The sequence below is a fragment of the Pseudomonas sp. GW821-FHT01E10 genome (genome assembly GCF_059422365.1).
In genome coordinates this window covers 449,195-466,268 of the sequence record NZ_JBWKWT010000001.1, presented here as the reverse complement: position 1 = coordinate 466,268, position 17,074 = coordinate 449,195, and the positions used below count along the sequence as shown (strand labels likewise).

Sequence of the window (17,074 nt, the reverse complement as noted above, 5' to 3'; positions counted from 1 at the left end):
TAGCGGCGCGCTCGCCCGTCACTCAGTGGGGCGCGCGAGGGATGGTCTTGAGCAGGTCTTCAGGGCTGATGTGCCCGACAACCGGCTGCACGCTGCCCGGTTGCGGCAGACCAAGGATGTGCCCCTTCATCTTGCCGATCACGTGCATCTCGCAAGGCTTGCAGTCGAACTTCAACGTCAATACCTCGTCACCGTGCACCAGCTGCATCGGCGCGACCTTGGTGCGCACGCCGGTGACGCCCTTGGCCTGCTTGGGGCAGAGGTTGAAGGAGAAGCGCAGGCAGTGCTTGGTGATCATCACCGGCACCTCGCCGGTCTCCTCGTGAGCCTCATAGGCCGCGTCGATCAGCTTGACGCCGTGGCGGTGATAGAAGTCGCGGGCTTTCTGGTTGTAGACGTTGGCCAGGAACGACAGGTGGGACTCCGGGTACACCGGTGGCGGATTGGTCTCGGCCTTGCGACCACCCCGTGGGTGGGCTTCGATGCGGGCCGTGGTCAGCGCTTCGATGACTTCGCGGCGCAAAGCCTTGAGCTGCGAGTTCGGGATGAAATACGCCTGCGGTGCATCCAGCTTGATATCCGTGGCGTGGTACTGCGTGGTGCCCAATTGGCCGAGCAAGTCGTGCAGTTGCTCCAGGGCCTGTTCCGGCTTGTTGGCCAGGCCGAATGGACCGTCGAGGGCGACATTGGCGCTGACACCTTCCTCGCTGGTGGCGGTCAGTTCGAGGCGATCCTCACGCAGGCGAGCGACCCAGGCCAGACCCACCCGGCGCTCGGCGGAGGTCTTGAGCAGGGCTTGCTGCCAGTTGTGGTCGAGGTTGCGGCTCAGCGGGTGATTCGGCCGCAACTGGTGCAGCCCCTTTGGCATTTCGTTGGGCTCGACACGGTAGCGGTAGCGCTTTTCACCGTCTTCTTCGAACTCGCCTTTCGGTTCGGCGATGTTGGTACGCCAGCCCACCACCTCGCGCTTGACCAGCACATTGAGGCCGTCGCCGTTGGACAGCGGTTCGTGGGTGACCACCAGCAGGTCGCGCTTGCCGACTTTCTCCACCACGCCCACCGGCAGGCCGGTGAAGGTCGGCGAGTCGAAGGCGCCGATGTCGATCTTGCGCTCGCTGACGAAGTAGTCGGTGCTGCCACGATGGAAAGTCTTGTCCGGATCGGGCAGGAAGAAGTGCGCGGTGCGGCCGCTGGAAGCGCGAGCCAGGTCCGGACGGTCTTCGAGGACGTCGTCCAGGCGCTGGCGATAGTAGGCGGTGATGTTCTTCACATAGCCCATGTCCTTGTAGCGCCCCTCGATCTTGAACGAGCGTACACCGGCTTCCACCAGCGCGCGGATGTTGGCGCTCTGGTTATTGTCCTTCATCGACAGCAGGTGTTTTTCGTAGGCGATCACACCGCCTTTTTCGTCCTTGAGGGTGTAGGGCAGGCGGCAGGCCTGGGAGCAGTCGCCACGGTTGGCGCTACGGCCGGTCTGCGCATGGGAGATGTTGCACTGGCCGGAGAACGCCACGCACAGCGCGCCATGGATGAAAAACTCGATGGCCGCGTCGGTCTCGTCGGCAATCGCGCGGATCTCCTGGAGGTTTAGCTCGCGGGCCAGTACCAGCTGCGAGAAACCGGCCTGATCGAGGAACTTTGCCCGCGCCAGGGTGCGGATGTCGGTCTGGGTGCTGGCGTGCAGCTCGATCGGCGGAATGTCCAGCTCCATCACGCCCAGATCCTGGACGATCAGCGCATCGACGCCGGCGTCATACAACTGGTGGATCAGCTTGCGCGCCGGCTCCAGCTCATTGTCATGCAGGATTGTGTTGATGGTGGTGAACACCCGCGCGTGATAGCGACGGGCGAATTCCACCAATTGGGCGATATCGCTCACCTCGTTACAGGCGTTGTGGCGGGCGCCGAAGCTCGGGCCGCCGATGTACACCGCGTCGGCGCCATGCAGGATGGCCTCGCGGGCGATGGCCACGTCGCGGGCGGGGCTGAGCAATTCCAGGTGATGCTTGGGTAGGGACATGTTTTTTTAGTCTGGCTTGTCACGGTCAAGGTGCGCATTGTAGCGGCGAAACGCCTGACCGGCACCCATGTGCTGCCCGATGGCGTTTGTCCGCTGAGCAACACGAATAACCATCGGCTTCATCCCTTGGCCGAATCCGATGGCTGATGTAGTGAATCTGCCGCTGAGCAAGGATGGAAGGGGAAGGATCAAATTCAAAGACGCTGGATCAAGACCCGGCTATCGACCGCGCCGCCACACCTTGAGGTAGTCCACGCTGAAAGTGGAGGGCAGATCGGCGTCGTCGACAACGCCGAACCAATTCCACATGGCCTCGCTGTCAAAGTTGATTTGCATCGGGAAGAACCAGTGGGTGTTTTTGGCCTCTCGCACCAGGACGCCGTCTACGTACCAGCGCAAGGTGTCGGGTTGCCAGTCAAAACCGTAGACATGAAAGTCGCTGGCCAGGCGCCACGGGGCGATCCAGCTGCTGCCGTCGCTGAGGTGGGCGGTGCTTTGTGGCGTGGCCCAGACATGGGCGTTCATGTTGTATAGACGGTCGAAGGCAGCGCCCTTGGTCTTGCCGCCTATCTCGAATATGTCGATCTCCGTGGCATTGTCGGCAAGCCCCGTCCACGCTAGCCAGAAGGCGCTGGAGCCCGCCGATTCCATGGGTTTGGCGCGGGCTTCGTAGTAGCCGTAAAAACTGCGCTTGATCGTGCGGACCATCGCCGAGCTATAGCCTTGGTAACCCAGCCGAACGTACTTTTGCGGCACGTTTTCCTTGCGGAAAACGATGTTCAGATGGCCATCGCTCAGGTAGGCATTGTTCGGCGTGAACAGCGCCGGTTTACGCCCGAGCGATTCGGTGCCCGTGGCATTGTTGACGTGCCAGCGACTGGTGTTAAGGGTCGCACCGTTGAAGTCGTCGGAAAATTGGCTGTCCACCCTCCATTGGCCGACATTGGCCTGATCGGACAACGGCAGTTCGGCATTGATCCGCTGCGGTACAGCGTCCAGGGGGCCGATACGGGTCCAGGAATTGGCAGCCTTGGGGATAGCGACGGACCACTTTTGCGCCAGATACTGAAACACGCGCTGCCGTTCCTCCAGAGAGGCCAGGTGACGGTCGTACACCAACACTTCCGCGATGTCGCCACGCAAGTCTTCAGTGCTACCGACCACATTGCGCCCCACCGCAAACGGGCCTATAGGCACGTCGTTGAGTTCCAGAACGAAGAGGGCCGGGGCGTAGGCGGAGGGCTGTTGCACGCTGATCGCGAAATTTGGTGCCACGTTGTCGTTTTCAGCGATCCACGGGCGCGAGCTGAACAGCCGCTGCCAGGTCTCGCCGCCGCTTTGCCCGTTCAGTCTGCGTGACACGATCAATAAGGTCATGGGGCCTTTTGCGGCACGAATTGTCTTGCCAAGGAACGCCGACGAGCCACTCAAACGCACCACCGAATGGCCATTCATGGCGTCCTCCACACGCAGCGGAAGTGCGGCGCCTGCGGCATCGTCTACGGTAACGTCATTGGATTTGCCGGACTTGTCGTGCCACCGCAGGAGGTGGTTCTGGGCATCGAAGGTCATTTTTGAAGCATCGGCAGCGTCAAGCCACAGCACCAGGCCGTTGGCCAGCGGCGGGGGAGTGCCCCCCGACGCGTAGCACACAACCGATACCAGGGCTGCCAAAAGGATGTACCTGCTCATACCCATTGCTTTAACACAATCGATGCGGCCAATCCGGGTTGGGAGCGGTATCCGTGCGGATTACACATTTGCCATCGCCAGGTGTCGATGATCATCTGCATCAGGTCGCGCTGTGCGTACCAGCCCAGATCACGCCCCGCCTTGGTGGGGTCGGCCCAACATTCGGGGATATCGCCGACACGGCGCGGCGCGAACCGGAACGGGATGGTAATACCGGTAATGTCCTCGAAGCTGCGGATGATTTGCAGCACGCTGTGGCCAATGCCTGTTCCCAGGTTCCAGACGTGGATACCGTTTCTGTTCTGCAACGCCCGCAACGCTTTGAGATGGCCTTCGGCAAGGTCGACCACATGGACGTAATCGCGCACGCACGTTCCGTCGACAGTGGGATAGTCGCTGCCGTATACGGTGAGTTCGGGCATTTGCCTCATCGCGACTCGTGTCAGGCAAGGCAGCAGATTGTTGGGCTTGCCATTGGGGTTTTCCCCGATCAGCCCGCTATCGTGAGCACCAATCGGGTTGAAGTAGCGCAGCACCGCAATGCTCCACTGCGGATCGGACAGGCACAAGTCGGTGAGCAACTCTTCGATCAGCAGCTTGGTACGACCATAGGGATTGATCGGTTTGCCTGTGCCTAGATCTTCAATGAGCGGTATCTGTCGGGGAATGCCATACACCGTGGCCGATGAGCTGAACACCAGTTTGAAGACCTCGAATCGGGCCATCGCATGGCAAAGATTGAGCGTACCAATGACATTGTTGGCGTAATAGTCGAGCGGCTTTCGAATGCTTTCCTCCACGGATTTGAGACCGGCAAAGTGCACCACGGCATCGATGTCGTAGCGGCTGAAGATTTCATCGAGCAGGTGGTTATCGCGGATATCACCTTCAATGAAGTCGACTCGCTTGCGAGTCAGATACTCCAGGCGCGCGAGCGATTCGCGGCAGCTGTTACACAAGTTATCGAGGACCAGCACCTGTTGACCGGCGTCAATCAGGGTCAGGGTGGTATGCGAGCCGATGTATCCGGCCCCGCCGGTAATCAACGTGGTTTTGTGCATGATGAGGCGTTCCTGTCACAAGGAAATTGCGCGAGTCAGGAGAATGTGGGCCGGGTAGGAGAAAGGTTGTCGGTTGCGTCCTCTCAGCGGGTGGTGAAAACCGATTTGAATTCTTGCAGCCAGCGCGGATGCATCACGCTGTACGCCACGGCATAGCTCAGCGCGCCAACCACGATGCTGCAGAACAGGTGCAGGTAGCCTTGAACACTCAATCGGGAAGAAACCATCAGGACGATCGCAGCCATGACCAACGAGGCAACCACGCTGCGATAGTTGGTTTCGAAAAACAGCCGCCAGTCATAGCCGATTGCGCGGTTCAACCCACGGATTTGCAGTGGCGTGATGATCGCCATCCGGGCTAGCAGGGCGAGGGCGGCGGCCATGCCGCCATAAAGGCTGCCGAAGCTATAGACCAGCGCCAGTGCCAGTACGGTGGTTGCCACTTCGGCCTTGATGGTCAGGTGGCTGCAATTGACCGCGACCAGTGCGGTTGTGGCGTACATGGCGGTATTGCCGATGGCTGCCGTGCACGCAAGCACTTGCAGCAGGGGAATGGCCTCGGTCCATTTGGCGCCGAAGATCAACAGGATCAGGTCATGCGCCGTGAGTGCGATGCCGATGAACAGGGGCGTCAGCAGGAAGCCGCTGACGGCGGTCGAATCGCTGATGATCGCGCGCAACCGCGAGGGATCGGCGCTGCGCCGGGCAAACACCGGCAGCGCATAGCTGATCAGGCCGTGATAGATCGCCGTGCGCGGCAGATCGATGATGCGCATCGCCATGTTGAACATGCCCACCGCGTTGCTACCGGCCGTCATGCCCAGGATGACGGTGACCCCGCGTTGTAGCGTTTGCGAACTCAGCGCGTTGATGGCAACCGGTGCGCCGGCCTTCAACAGTTCGCGCAGGAGCGGGCCGTCAATGTAAAAGGCAATGCGGCGCGGGTCTGCACGCATCAATACGACAATGGACACGAACTCCATGATCAGTACCTGGGCAATGACCGCCCAGGCCCCCAACCCCCAAAGCGCGACAGCGATGCCACCCACGCCACCACACACTTTGCCCAGTAACGTGCGCGACGCCAACATCCTGAAGTTGCCGCTACGGCGCATTTGCGCCACATAGACCCGCGCCATCATGGTGAACAGGATTTTCACCGAGGCCACCGCCGTCATCCATCGCAGCACCGGGTCGGGTGTGTACAGCGTTACCGCGCCCGAGATGACGACGATGGACAGCAGGCTGACGAGTACCGACGCCCAGAAGGCTGTGGCGATGTGTTTGTCTTCCAGTCGTTCGAGTCGTACCAGCGGGTCTTCCAGAACCGAGGAATAAATCATCCCGATCAACTCGACGACGGCAATGATGACCGTGCCCACACCCAACTCTGTGGGCGACAGCAGCCTGGCATACGCGACAAAGGTAATCATCGACAGGAAAATCAGGCCGAATTTCTCGGTGAAAATCCAGATCAATTTAACCAGACGATGATTGGCCATGGCGGATACCGGCTCAATGAGCGGTGGTGGACGCAGGTGCCTTGCGCAATGATTGGACGCATGCATAGAGGAAGCGCAATGTCGGTTTGCCGTTCCTGAAGATCAGCGCTTGCCAGGAATACTCCAGCATTCGCCGGTACACACCGATCACTTGGGCATGCTCTCCTCTGCGGGAAAACAGTTCGAGAAAGTCGGAGAGGCTGCCCAGCGCGAAATCGATCCGTTGCTGCTTGCTGAGCTGCGGGCCAAAGTGGGCGAGGTACTCTTCGATGAACCTGATCTTGTGCGGGTAGTACCTTGTCGGTTGCGCGGTCATGTTGGCGCTGTTGACCATGCGCTGCAGCAGCACCTCTGGCACCGTATGGACCTCCCAGTGTTCGGCGATCCGGGTCCACATGAAGCGGTCTTCGGAGTAACGCAGGCTGGCATTGAAGCCGCCGAGTTGCATGATCACGTCGCGTTTGACCATCGCGGAGGACACGCCATTGAGGACGTTGGCGCGGATGAAATCGTCGAAATGCCTACCGTTTTTTTGCCGGTCTTCCAGTATTCGCCTGCCGTCGCTGTAGTCGTTATGCACGTAGCAATCTATCAGCCCCACCGGCCGTCCCTGACGATCCAGTTCTTCAAACAGTGCCACTTGTTGCTCCAGCTTTCGCGGATACCATCTGTCATCGGCATCGAGAAACGCCACAAGAGTCTCTTCAGTGTGCTGCAGTCCGTGGTTGCGGGCGCTGGCCTGGCCTTCGTTGGCTTGATGCAACAGCGTCAGGCGAAACGGCGCCTTGAAGTCCCTGACCCGTTGGGGTCCATCATCGGTGGAGCCATCGTCGATGACGATGACGTGATCGGGCAGTCGCGTTTGCCCGGCCACGGACGCCAGTGTTTGCTCAATGCTGTCGGCGCCGTTGTACATCGCGATTATGACGCACACGGTATTGGGTGAAGGGTGGGCTTGGTCTGGCATGGTTATTTCTCCTTTCGTTACGCCTTGGCTGAATCGCGCGGCAATGCCTCGCCGGACGGACGCTGACGCAGGGTTGCTGCTGACAACACGGGGTATTTCGCGTGGTGATGCCGAAAGGACAGGGCCAGGACGCAGAACACCAGAAATTCCGCCGAGCGGTAGTTGGGCACGACATACGCTACATAGTTGGTGAGCATGAATGATCCGACGATGACCATCGCGCTGACATGAAACCGTGCCGATTGGTCCGCCATCACGGCCCGATAGTGTTTTAGCAGTGCCTCGATCAGCATGAGGACCAGCGCTATCAACTGAACGATACCGCCGTTCAGCAAGGTTTCGATGTAGCCGTTGTGGGCATTACCGATGTAACCCCAGCGGCTGATAAAGACCTCGGCGCTGGGGCTGGACCAGAAGGCGCCGAAGCCGTAACCCTTGAGGAATTCGGCGTCGATCAGCGGTGTGAGCAGGTCCCAGATCAACGTGCGGTCGGTGAGTGATGGATCGCGACCGGTCAGCTCCAGCAGCAGCGTGTAGTTGCCGTAGAGAAAGAAACAGATCAGCAAATAGACGATCGTCGTGCCGAGGAATGCGGGCCATGAACGGTTGATGTGCAAACGGATCAGCGTGAGGAAGTACCAGTAACTCACAGTGCCGGCAACAATCAGTGCTGTGGCGGTGGCGGATTGGGCCAGTGCAATCGCGATCAGCGAGAACAACGAGCAGATGATGGCCCAGGGATTGCCCTGACGGATCATCGGCAGCAGTAGCAAAATGGCGATCGCGTTGATCCGGGCGCCGGCATTTTTATCCGGGAAAATCCCTTTGAATGCACCCTCGCGAACACCGCCGTTAATGAAGGCGACATCGGGCCTGACAAGCGCCAGTATCAAGCCGAACAACGCAGCGGCGCCGATGAGACAGCCGAGCATGAAGGCAATTTTCTCGAGGCTGTAGTTGTAGGCGATGAAACCCGCAAAGAAGACCACGCTGATCAGCGCCACAAAACGTTTGAAACTTAACATCGGGTCGTGGGACCAACTGATCGATACCGCCAGGCAGAGCATGAACACCAGCAAGAAGGCGTTGTTCCTGTAAAAGCTTTTGCTGAGGAAGACCTTGTTGCGGATGAAGAAGAACAGCGGTACCAGCAGGGTGATCAGACCGCAAATCTGATTGACCGCGTTGCCTTCGAGGTCTTTTTCGGCCAAGTCCAGATTTGACGTATCCGCCAGCCCGGAAAAAAATCCGATCACCTGGATGTAGAACAGCACACCGAACAGCGTGAAGGCGTTGCGCAGCGTGCTGTACCTGACTTCCAGTGTGTTCATCACGACTGGCTCCCGAGTAGCGCATCGAGATAAGTTTTCGCCGCGCAAGCGCTCACGAAACGGGCGGCGGCATCGATGCGGGCCTGGCGATTTACATCACGCGGCAACGTCAGCTGCATCGTGATGGCCTGCGCCAGCGCGTCAGGGTCGTCGACGGCCACCAGCGGAGCGATCGCGCCATTACCGAGAATCTCTTGCGGTCCATAGGGGCAGTGAGTCGATACCACCGGAGTGCCAGTGGCCATGGCCTCGACCAGTGCGTTGGGGCTGCCCTCGAAACGCGACGACAGGACAAAGCAATCGGCCGCCGCCACTTCTGCCATCGGATCACTGGTATAGCCTGGTAAATCGAACCGGTCGGCCACGCCCACAGCAACCGCTTGTTCGAGCAATTGGGCCCTGAGCGCGCCTTCGCCGAAAATGATCAATCGGGCGCTGGGATCAGGCAGTCGGGCGAAGGCATCGATCAATACGTCAAAGCCTTTTTGCCGCGCCAGGCGGCCCACGGCGACAATCACCGGGGTGGACTTTTCCTGCAGCCAGCGGTGGTTTGGACGCGCCGGTGCCTTGTCGCGAAAATCGTTGTCGAGCACCGGATTGTCGGCGATGGTGACATCCTGGGGGCGGGTTATGGTGGTGTCGATCAGATCCTGGGCGACGCCGCGCGAGACGCAGATCACCGGATTGGGGATCAGTCGATACAGCAATGGTGCCAACAGATACGCTGTGCGCACCGTCAGCGTGGGGTTGACATATTTGTCATGGGAAAACGCGTTGCGCTCGCTGACATGCAGGCGCGCCAGCGTACCTGACAGCGCGGCGGCGGCGATGGCCACGACGTTGACATGGGTGAGGGCGGCCAGTTGCGCATCAAAGCGATTGTGGCGAAGAAAGCGTGCCAGCGCCGGCACGGCCCTGGAGCTGCGCACGCTGTGCAGCTCGACCTGTTTTACCCGTGGGTCGAGGTGCGCCGAGTTCACGCCGGCGCCAGTGAGCATCAGTAAAGTCACGTCATTGCCAGCATCAGTCAGCGCTCCAGCGAGGCGCGCCATCATTTTTTCGGCACCGCCTCCACCCAAGTCCTGCAGAATAATCAGCAATTTTTTCATTGATTCCATACCTGGTAATACGCCTGCGCGGCGTATTGACTGGTGTACTGGCGGACTGCATCAGCGGCCACTTGTGCGTTTGGCGCAGCCTGGTCTTGTGAGGCCAGGCTGCGCAGCATTCCTTCGGCCAGTGCCGGTACATCATTGACCTTGACCAGTTGGCCGAGTCGGCCGTTATCAAGCAGCTCCCTGGGCCCGGTCTCGCAGTCGCAGGCCAGCACGGGCGTACCCAGCGCCAGGGCCTCGATCAGGACGGTCGGCAAGCCTTCATGAAAGGAACTCAGGATCAGCAGTCGTGCATGCCTGATCAATGGGTAGGGATTGCTCAGGAAACCAGTGAAATGCACACGGTCCTCGATGCCCAGGTGGTTTGCCTGCAATGTCAGCGCGGCGAGTTGCGGACCATCGCCAATGATCACCAGATCCGGCAGCGCGGCGCTGCTCAAGGCCATGGCATAGGCATCGAGCAGCAAATGGAAGCCCTTCGGTTCCACCAGCCGGCCCACTGCCAACCAGAACTCGGTCGGCAACCCTCTGAGCAGGGGCGTCTGCGCGGCGCTGAGCAGTTGTTCGGTGACCACCGCATTGGGGCAATAACGGATACGCTGGCGACCCCAGGGCACCAGATCGGCGAGGGCCTGATGCAGGCCTTTGGATACCGCCACCACCTGATCGTTGCCGCAGAGGTACAACCCATAGAGCAGGCGCAGGGTAGTGAGGCCGATTTTCTGCTCGCCGCAATCCAGTGCCGCGTGACGGGCGTAGATGACCTTGCATGAGCGACCCAGGGTGGCAAACCAGGTGCAGAGGTTGGCCTGTTCCTTGGCGGCGATAAGGTGGGTTACACGCTCACGACGGATAAGGCGACGCAGCACTCCGATCGACTTGAGCAGACCGAAGAATCCATTGCCGCCACCATTGAAGGTGGCCGCTTCTTCGTCGTCCGCGGTATCGCCGTTCATGACGAAGTAACTGACCCGCTGGCCATCCTTGAGAAACTGCCGGGCCAGGCGCTGCTGGACACGCTCCAGGCCGCCATCGGGCTTGAAGTCCTTGAGGATGAACAGGATATGCATGGTTGGCGCTCAGGGATAAGTGATATGGATCGTCACTTGGCGCCGGACGATCATCGCCAGAAGATGAACAAAATTGGTCGGGTAATCGACCAGGTAGCGCTTGATGGTGTGGGGTTCGCGGTACATCCGATAGAACGCGCGCAGATGCAGGCGGTTGATCAGCTCAGGGTAGTAATGGTGTGTGGCCGTCGCCTCTTGGCGTATGAAACCGCCACAGGTGAATGCCACACCGTTGAAGCCGGCACGCAGGGCATCCTGTTCGAACTGCTCTTGAAGCCCGGCGCCCAGACCGACGATCAGGATGTTGGCTTCACTGCGGCAGATGTCCGCTTGAATACACGCGGCCTGCGGTGCATCGAAATAGCCGTTGTGATGACCGGCGATAAGCAACGCCGGGTAGCGCCCCTTGATCTTGTTGATGAACAGATCCAGTTCGGTTTGCCTGGCACCGACAAAATAGATGCGCTTGCCTTGTTTCTCGGCGCAACTGAAGACAGCGTCGGCGATGGACGTGAAGTCGAAGCTGACCCGACCGATCGTCCGGCCGGTGATGCGCGACATGAAGGTAGACATCAACATTCCATCGCAAAAATAGGCGATGGACGTCGGACTCCGATCGAACAGACTGCCGATGGACGCAAAGTTAATGAAGGAAAATGCTTTGTTGGCGTCCAGCAGGTTCGGTGCGAAATGCCCGATCAGTTCCAGATCTATCATGGCTGACTCCTTAATAAATGTCCTTTGAGAACAACGTGAAAGGGGTCTTGACGAGAATCTTGATGTCCAGCCACAGCGACCATTGGTTGATGTAGTTGAGGTCCTGGGCGACGCGCTGCTGCATTTTTTCCAGCGTCTGGGTTTCACCGCGATGCCCGGTGATCTGGGCCAGCCCGGTGATGCCTGGCTTGAGGCGATGACGGGCCATGTAGGCGCGTACTTTGCCGGTGTAGTAAATATTGTGAGTGACCGCGTGCGGTCGCGGGCCGACAAGGGCCATTTCACCGAACAGCACGTTGAAGAGCTGCGGTAGCTCATCGATCGAACTACGGCGCAAAAAGCGCCCGAGCGGGGTGATGCGTTCATCTTCGCGAGAGGCTTGGCGCACTTCGCTGTCGTCATGCACATGCATCGAGCGGAACTTCCAGACCTTGATCACCTCGGCGTTACAGCCGTAACGATCTTGTTTGAACAACACCGGGCCGGGCGAAGAGAGCTTGACCGCTGCCGCCACGATCAGCAGCAAGGGGCTGAGCACAATAATGGCCACGGCGGCCAGGCTACGTTCGAACAGCTCTTTGCAGAGCAGGCTGCCGGGGTGCGAACTGATGAGGCTTTCATTGAGGTAGATGGCCGGCATTCGTTCTATTTCCGAGATCGATTGATTGAGCAGCACCATGCTGCCGAAATCAGGAATCCAGACCACGTCGACATTCATGTCCAGAAGGTCGATGTACAGGGCTTCAATGATGGCTGCCTGCGCCAACGGCAGGACGATGTAGACCCGGCGTACGTGCAGGTGGGTGATGATCTCGCGAATCTCGTCGATGCGGCCCAGCAGCGGCAAAATGCTCGGTGCCGGGCCGGTATGTTCGGCGGTCGCGATAAACCCCAGTACGGGTACGCGGTTCGGTCTGGACAGTTTCCTTGCAAGCCGGCATGCGGTCGGGCAAGTACCGATGATTACCGCGCGGCGTTCGTTACAGAGCTTGCGCGAGTGCAATCGAGCCAGGTAATGCAAGGGCAGGAAGCTCGCAGCCTGGATCAGGTAACCCAATACGGTCCAGACGATGATCACTTGACGCGAAAAAATCGCGCTGGTCTGGGTGACAAAGGCGATGCTGATCAGAACGGCCAGCAGAATCAGCCAGGCCGCCAGCAAACGACCGAGCCCCGACAACCACTCATGACGCTTGTGGTAAACCTGCATGACGCTGTAGATCGGAATCGAGCCGAGCACAGTGAGAACCATCAGGATGCGGTATTCACTGGTCAGGCTGCCGATCCTCCAATGCACCAGCAATATCAATAGCAGGTTGACCAGGCTGAGCGCACACACCCATTGGCCCCAGAAAGTCAGACCTCGCCGGTGCATCATTTGAGCGGTATATAGCGATGTCATCGGCTCAACCTCCAGGCATGGGTTGGACATCGGCGTCGAATTCTGCACGCCCTCGTTCCCGCACGCTGGTATCGATCGACTGGGATGAAGCAGTTTTTGGTGGTTGTTGGAAAGATGCTACTCAAGAGACAGGCGCAAGGGTTTACCGGGTCAGATAGTCGTAGTTCTGGAACGTATCGCTATGGCTGTAGCCCTGCTTGCGCGCCTTGCGCAGGTCAACCTGATTGAGCACTACACCGAACACCGGCGCGTGGCTCTGTTGCAGAATGGCGAGGCATTTCTGCACCTGGCTGACCGGTGTACTTTCGGCTTTGATCACGTAGATCACCGCGTCCGAATGCTTGGCCAGCAATAGCGCGTCGCTGACCATTTGCGCAGGCGGGGAGTCGATGATGATGCGCTGGTAACGCGACTTCAGCGCTTCGAGCAGGGGCGCCAGGCACGGCGAGCTAAGTAGATCAAGCGGCGGGGGCGCAAGCTTGCCGGCCGGCAACATGTCTAGATTGCCGACAGTCCGGATACAATCTTCGAGTCGGGCAGTACCCGCCAGGACATTGGCCAGCCCCGGGCTGTCTGCCGGAAAATCGAAATTGAGCGAAAGGCTGGATCGGCGCATGTCGGCATCGATCAACAGGACCCGCTCCAGCAATGCAAGCGAGTAAGCCAGGTTGTTGGCAATGGTGCTTTTACCTTCATCGGCCATGGTCGAGGCAACGAGCACTACCTGCGACGGCTTTTCTCCACTGTGCAACATCAGCCAGGTGCGCAAGTTGCGAATGGTCTCGCAAAAACGCGGATGCTCGTTGTCGTCGAACAATCGCGCCAGTTGCCGGCGGCTTCTCTTCGTGACCAGCGGCACCACACTGAGCAGGGGGATATTAAGCATGCTTTCGACCGCTTCGTCGGTCTTGAAGGTTTTGTTCCGGGCTTCGGATATTAATGCCAGCGCCATGCCGATCAGCGCGGCCGCGATGGCGACAATCACCATGATCAGTGTTTTACGGGGTTTGCTCGGTTCCAAAGGCACAATCGCTGGGTCGACGATACGCGCTTTGGTGGAATCCATGTCTGAGGTGGCCGCAGTTTCCTTCAAGCGAGTGATGAAGGTCTCATACAACGCGCGACTGCTGTCGACTTCTCGCTGTAACTCACGCAGCTGGAACTCCTTGCGCGAGATATCCTGTATCTGCGTCTTGTTGCTGTTGAATGATTTATGCAGTGAGCTTTCACTGGCCTTGGCTAGCTGGTAATCCTGTTCGATGCTGGCAACCACCTGTCGAACCTGTAGACGCAAACTGTCGGTGGCCGTACGCAACTCGGCGAGGGCGGCGATCAGGGTCGGATGTTTTGGACCGTAACGCCCGGACAATTCTTCGACCTTGGCTTGAGCCTTGGCCTGTTGTGCCTGGAATTTCTGCACCAAAGCGTTGCTCAAGACGGCGGGCACACTGGAGAGTCTGCTCAGATCGCCATTGCTCAGGGCCTGGACCTGACGGTACCGGCTCTCGGCTTCCGCCAGGTTACGGCGGGCATCGATCATGCGGTTGCCGGTCATTTCCAGTTCGTTGGCGCTGATGGTGGCGACACCGCCGACATCGACCAGGCCTTGTTCTTCCCGATAAGCCTGAAGCTTGTCTTCGGCAATGCGCAGGTTATTGCGCAATTCGACCAGGCGTGAATTCATCCAACTGGCGTTGGTCTGCGAGGACTTCAGGCTATTGTCGAACTGGCTATCAATGAAGCCTTGGGCAATCGCATTGGCGGTTGCGGCCGCCAGGTCAGGGTCGGGCAGCAACACCTCTATGTTGAGCAGTTGGCTCTTGCCGACGAATTTGACGTCGGTGCGCTTCATGAGGTTCTGCGTGACCTCATTGAAAATGTCGGTTTCAGTGGGCGTTACCTGTTGGGGTATCAAAAAGTCCAGTGCCGGCCACCACTGGCCAAGATCAAGGTTTGCCGACCATTCGCGTGGCGTAAACCATGACTGCGGCTGCTGGCGGGGATCGGTCACCGGGTTAGTGGTGAGGTTGAGCTTTTTGACGGCGCGTTCGGCCAAGTCCCGCGATTGCAGAAGCGCCAATTGCGTCTGCAAGTAATCGACGGTACCGGAGCTTGAGTCCGTGACTTGCTGGAAGGTCAGCAGTGGTGGCGTTTTTTCTTTGATCAGCAGGGTGGCGCTGCCGATGTACTGCGCGGGAATGAATGACAGAATGGCCATCGCAAGCGCACAGGCAAGCAGCACCAACCCAGCGATTTTCCAATGAGCACGCCAGATCACCCTCCAGAATTTGAGCAGGTCAATGGTGTCCTTCTCCTCGCCATGCTGCTGGTGCTGGGGCAGATGCGCCTGGAGCGGATGTTCAACGTAGATGCTTGGGCTGTTATCCATGATTTAGAAAAAGCCTTGTGCAATGGAGATGGTGTCACCGGGAGCGATGGCGGTGCTGCGCGTGACCGTATCGGTCAATGGTGGTGAGCCATCGCCGCGCACGATGGTCACTCGCTTGATCGAGGCCCGTTCGGTCAGGCCACCGCCCAGTGCAATGGCTTTTTCCAGTGTCAGCCCGGGCTCGTATGGATAGCTGCCGGGCTTTTGTACTTCGCCATTGATGTAGAACGAGCGGTAGACGATCAGGTTGAGGCTGACCTTGGGGTCGACCAGGTAACCTTGCTTGAGCCCGTCGACGATGATCTTTTCCACCTGATTGGGGGTGAGCCCCTTGGCGGAGATCTCACCCAGGAACGGATAGGAAAATGTACCGGCGTCATTGAGGCGGATTTTGTCGAAGCTTAAATCCCGTTCTCCGAATACGGTGATGCGCAATACATCGCCGGCTGCCAGTTTGTACTGGGCGCCGGTGTCCGCTGCAAAAGTCACGGGCAACAGCCACGGCACGAACAACAAGCCAAGCATTCGCGAGTTCATGGGGGGACCTCTTAGAGACTTACGTTGAAGCTGAGCAGGAAGATGTTGCGTTCAAAACTATGGTTGTCGGCGTCGGAATTGTCGTTGCGGTGGCGATAGCCCAATTCGATATCAAGCCAGCGGCGCATCTGGTATTCCACGGCGAAGTTGTAGTCGCGAAGGTTGTCGGTGCGGTTCTGCCCCTCGTACTCATAGCGGGCCAGCCCTGCTTCGGCTACGGTTGTGATCCGTTCGGTCCAGCCATGACGCCAGCCGAACAGGGCAGAGCTGGTCTTGACGGCGTCAGCACCGTCGTCGCCCTCGGCCAGCGCCTGGCGAGCAACGAACGAAAAGGTCGAGTAGGTTCGTGGTTTCCATCGCAGGTCCACCTGCCAGGTCGGGTTACTGAGGTCTTTGACACTGCTGTCATCAAAGTTCTTACGCTCATAACCAAGGCGTACTTTGCCGGTGGTGCGTGCGGTGAAGTCCCACTCGGCACCGGCCAGGACCGCATTGGATGTGCTGTTGAGACGGCTGTCGGAGAGCAGGTAGTCGAAGACGGTATGGTCGTACTCCAGCAAGCCGCGGGTGTTGCTGCCTATACGGTGGTACCAGGTGGTGGTCAGGCCGGTGGTATTGCGCTCTTTGTCTTTATTGATGCCGTCGGAGTTGTCGTAACGAAGTTGAGCGTAACTTGCGCCCAGATCGATCTGATTGGCAGCGCTCTTGGCGCCGTAGGTATAGAGACCATTGACGCGATTAGTGCGGATCTTGTCATTGATGCCATCGACAGCAGTCGATGTCGTGCGCTCGTATTTACGCGCTTCCCCTTCAAGTTTCAGGCGATGGCGGTCGGTGAACTCCATGATGCTGTCGAGCCGCACACGTTGTGCCGTATTCGAGGCGTCCGGATGATCATGATAAATGTAGCGGGTAGGCTGCCAGATAAGTCGCGTGGCACTGTTTCGATCTTCGGCCTTGAGTTCGAAAGAGGGCGCCACCTTGGTCACCATGGAAGATTGACGTCCCCGATCCAGCTCCCGGAAGTTGTCATCGTAGCTCTCTGAAAATAACAACGTGGGTGTGAAGTCGAATCCGTAGATGTTAATGGCCTGGGGGTCGAGACTCCAGGCCGCTCCGGGATATAGAGAGATCACTATCAGTGCGAAGGGGCCATGGGTCTTAAGGGTCATCTCATTGCTCCTTGGGGATGAATCCAATGACTATAGACCGGAAAAACAGGGCCGAATGTGCGCGATGTAATATCGGCCGATGTCAGTGATTTCTTGATG

The 17,074-nt window shown here is 58.7% G+C and carries 13 protein-coding genes; all 13 read right to left on the bottom strand.

Features of this window, described 5'->3' with window-relative positions; all coding sequences use genetic code 11:
* Positions 1 to 22: 22 nt before the first annotated feature.
* A complete protein-coding gene (locus tag AC07V0_RS02125) occupies positions 23 to 2,020 on the bottom strand; it encodes a peptidase U32 family protein (RefSeq protein WP_086945655.1) in 1,998 nt (665 codons plus the stop codon).
* 219 nt (positions 2,021 to 2,239) lie between these two features.
* Positions 2,240 to 3,712, bottom strand: a complete 1,473-nt coding sequence (locus AC07V0_RS02120) for a family 16 glycosylhydrolase (RefSeq protein WP_495019342.1) — start codon at positions 3,710 to 3,712, stop codon at positions 2,240 to 2,242.
* Positions 3,709 to 4,773: a UDP-glucose 4-epimerase GalE gene (gene galE, locus AC07V0_RS02115; protein ID WP_064617481.1), complete on the bottom strand. Its 1,065-nt coding sequence runs from the start codon at positions 4,771 to 4,773 to the stop codon at positions 3,709 to 3,711. Before galE ends, AC07V0_RS02120 begins: the two co-directional genes overlap by 4 nt.
* An 83-nt stretch (positions 4,774 to 4,856) precedes the next feature.
* Positions 4,857 to 6,275 carry an oligosaccharide flippase family protein gene (locus AC07V0_RS02110; RefSeq protein WP_086945653.1) on the bottom strand — a complete coding sequence of 473 codons (1,419 nt, stop codon included), beginning with the start codon at positions 6,273 to 6,275 and terminating at the stop codon, positions 4,857 to 4,859.
* 13 nt (positions 6,276 to 6,288) lie between these two features.
* The gene (locus AC07V0_RS02105; protein WP_086945652.1) at positions 6,289 to 7,242 is read right to left on the bottom strand and encodes a glycosyltransferase family 2 protein; all 954 of its coding nucleotides are present in this window, start codon (positions 7,240 to 7,242) and stop codon (positions 6,289 to 6,291) included.
* A 17-nt stretch (positions 7,243 to 7,259) separates the two neighbouring features.
* Entirely contained in the window at positions 7,260 to 8,573 is a 1,314-nt protein-coding gene (locus AC07V0_RS02100; protein WP_086945651.1) for an O-antigen ligase family protein, read from the bottom strand.
* A complete protein-coding gene (locus AC07V0_RS02095; protein ID WP_086945650.1) occupies positions 8,573 to 9,682 on the bottom strand; it encodes a glycosyltransferase in 1,110 nt (369 codons plus the stop codon). Before AC07V0_RS02095 ends, AC07V0_RS02100 begins: the two co-directional genes overlap by 1 nt.
* Complete coding sequence (locus AC07V0_RS02090) at positions 9,679 to 10,758, bottom strand: glycosyltransferase (RefSeq protein ID WP_086945649.1); 1,080 nt, start codon at positions 10,756 to 10,758, stop codon at positions 9,679 to 9,681. The genes AC07V0_RS02095 and AC07V0_RS02090 overlap by 4 nt, the downstream gene beginning before the upstream one ends.
* A gap of 9 nt (positions 10,759 to 10,767) precedes the next feature.
* The gene (locus tag AC07V0_RS02085; protein ID WP_018928897.1) at positions 10,768 to 11,475 is read right to left on the bottom strand and encodes a WecB/TagA/CpsF family glycosyltransferase; all 708 of its coding nucleotides are present in this window, start codon (positions 11,473 to 11,475) and stop codon (positions 10,768 to 10,770) included.
* Between the two features lie 10 nt (positions 11,476 to 11,485).
* Positions 11,486 to 12,877: an undecaprenyl-phosphate glucose phosphotransferase gene (locus AC07V0_RS02080; protein WP_086945648.1), complete on the bottom strand. Its 1,392-nt coding sequence runs from the start codon at positions 12,875 to 12,877 to the stop codon at positions 11,486 to 11,488.
* Positions 12,878 to 13,019: 142 nt separating this feature from the next.
* On the bottom strand, positions 13,020 to 15,266 hold the full coding sequence (locus tag AC07V0_RS02075; RefSeq protein ID WP_086945647.1) for a GumC family protein: 2,247 nt from the start codon (positions 15,264 to 15,266) through the stop codon (positions 13,020 to 13,022).
* Positions 15,267 to 15,269: 3 nt separating this feature from the next.
* Entirely contained in the window at positions 15,270 to 15,803 is a 534-nt protein-coding gene (locus tag AC07V0_RS02070) for a polysaccharide biosynthesis/export family protein (protein WP_028940768.1), read from the bottom strand.
* Positions 15,804 to 15,814: 11 nt separating this feature from the next.
* On the bottom strand, positions 15,815 to 16,975 hold the full coding sequence (locus AC07V0_RS02065) for an outer membrane beta-barrel protein (protein WP_026286627.1): 1,161 nt from the start codon (positions 16,973 to 16,975) through the stop codon (positions 15,815 to 15,817).
* Positions 16,976 to 17,074: the final 99 nt, after the last annotated feature.

Bases quoted from the DNA above. Each gene is read 5' to 3' on its own strand.
- AC07V0_RS02125 (WP_086945655.1), bottom strand. From the start codon at position 2,020: ATGTCCCTACCCAAGCATCACCTGGAATTGCTCAGCCCCGCCCGCGAC.
- AC07V0_RS02120 (WP_495019342.1), bottom strand. From the start codon at position 3,712: ATGAGCAGGTACATCCTTTTGGCAGCCCTGGTATCGGTTGTGTGCTAC.
- galE (WP_064617481.1), bottom strand. From the start codon at position 4,773: ATGCACAAAACCACGTTGATTACCGGCGGGGCCGGATACATCGGCTCG.
- AC07V0_RS02110 (WP_086945653.1), bottom strand. From the start codon at position 6,275: ATGGCCAATCATCGTCTGGTTAAATTGATCTGGATTTTCACCGAGAAA.
- AC07V0_RS02105 (WP_086945652.1), bottom strand. From the start codon at position 7,242: ATGCCAGACCAAGCCCACCCTTCACCCAATACCGTGTGCGTCATAATC.
- AC07V0_RS02100 (WP_086945651.1), bottom strand. From the start codon at position 8,573: ATGAACACACTGGAAGTCAGGTACAGCACGCTGCGCAACGCCTTCACG.
- AC07V0_RS02095 (WP_086945650.1), bottom strand. From the start codon at position 9,682: ATGAAAAAATTGCTGATTATTCTGCAGGACTTGGGTGGAGGCGGTGCC.
- AC07V0_RS02090 (WP_086945649.1), bottom strand. From the start codon at position 10,758: ATGCATATCCTGTTCATCCTCAAGGACTTCAAGCCCGATGGCGGCCTG.
- AC07V0_RS02085 (WP_018928897.1), bottom strand. From the start codon at position 11,475: ATGATAGATCTGGAACTGATCGGGCATTTCGCACCGAACCTGCTGGAC.
- AC07V0_RS02080 (WP_086945648.1), bottom strand. From the start codon at position 12,877: ATGACATCGCTATATACCGCTCAAATGATGCACCGGCGAGGTCTGACT.
- AC07V0_RS02075 (WP_086945647.1), bottom strand. From the start codon at position 15,266: ATGGATAACAGCCCAAGCATCTACGTTGAACATCCGCTCCAGGCGCAT.
- AC07V0_RS02070 (WP_028940768.1), bottom strand. From the start codon at position 15,803: ATGAACTCGCGAATGCTTGGCTTGTTGTTCGTGCCGTGGCTGTTGCCC.
- AC07V0_RS02065 (WP_026286627.1), bottom strand. From the start codon at position 16,975: ATGACCCTTAAGACCCATGGCCCCTTCGCACTGATAGTGATCTCTCTA.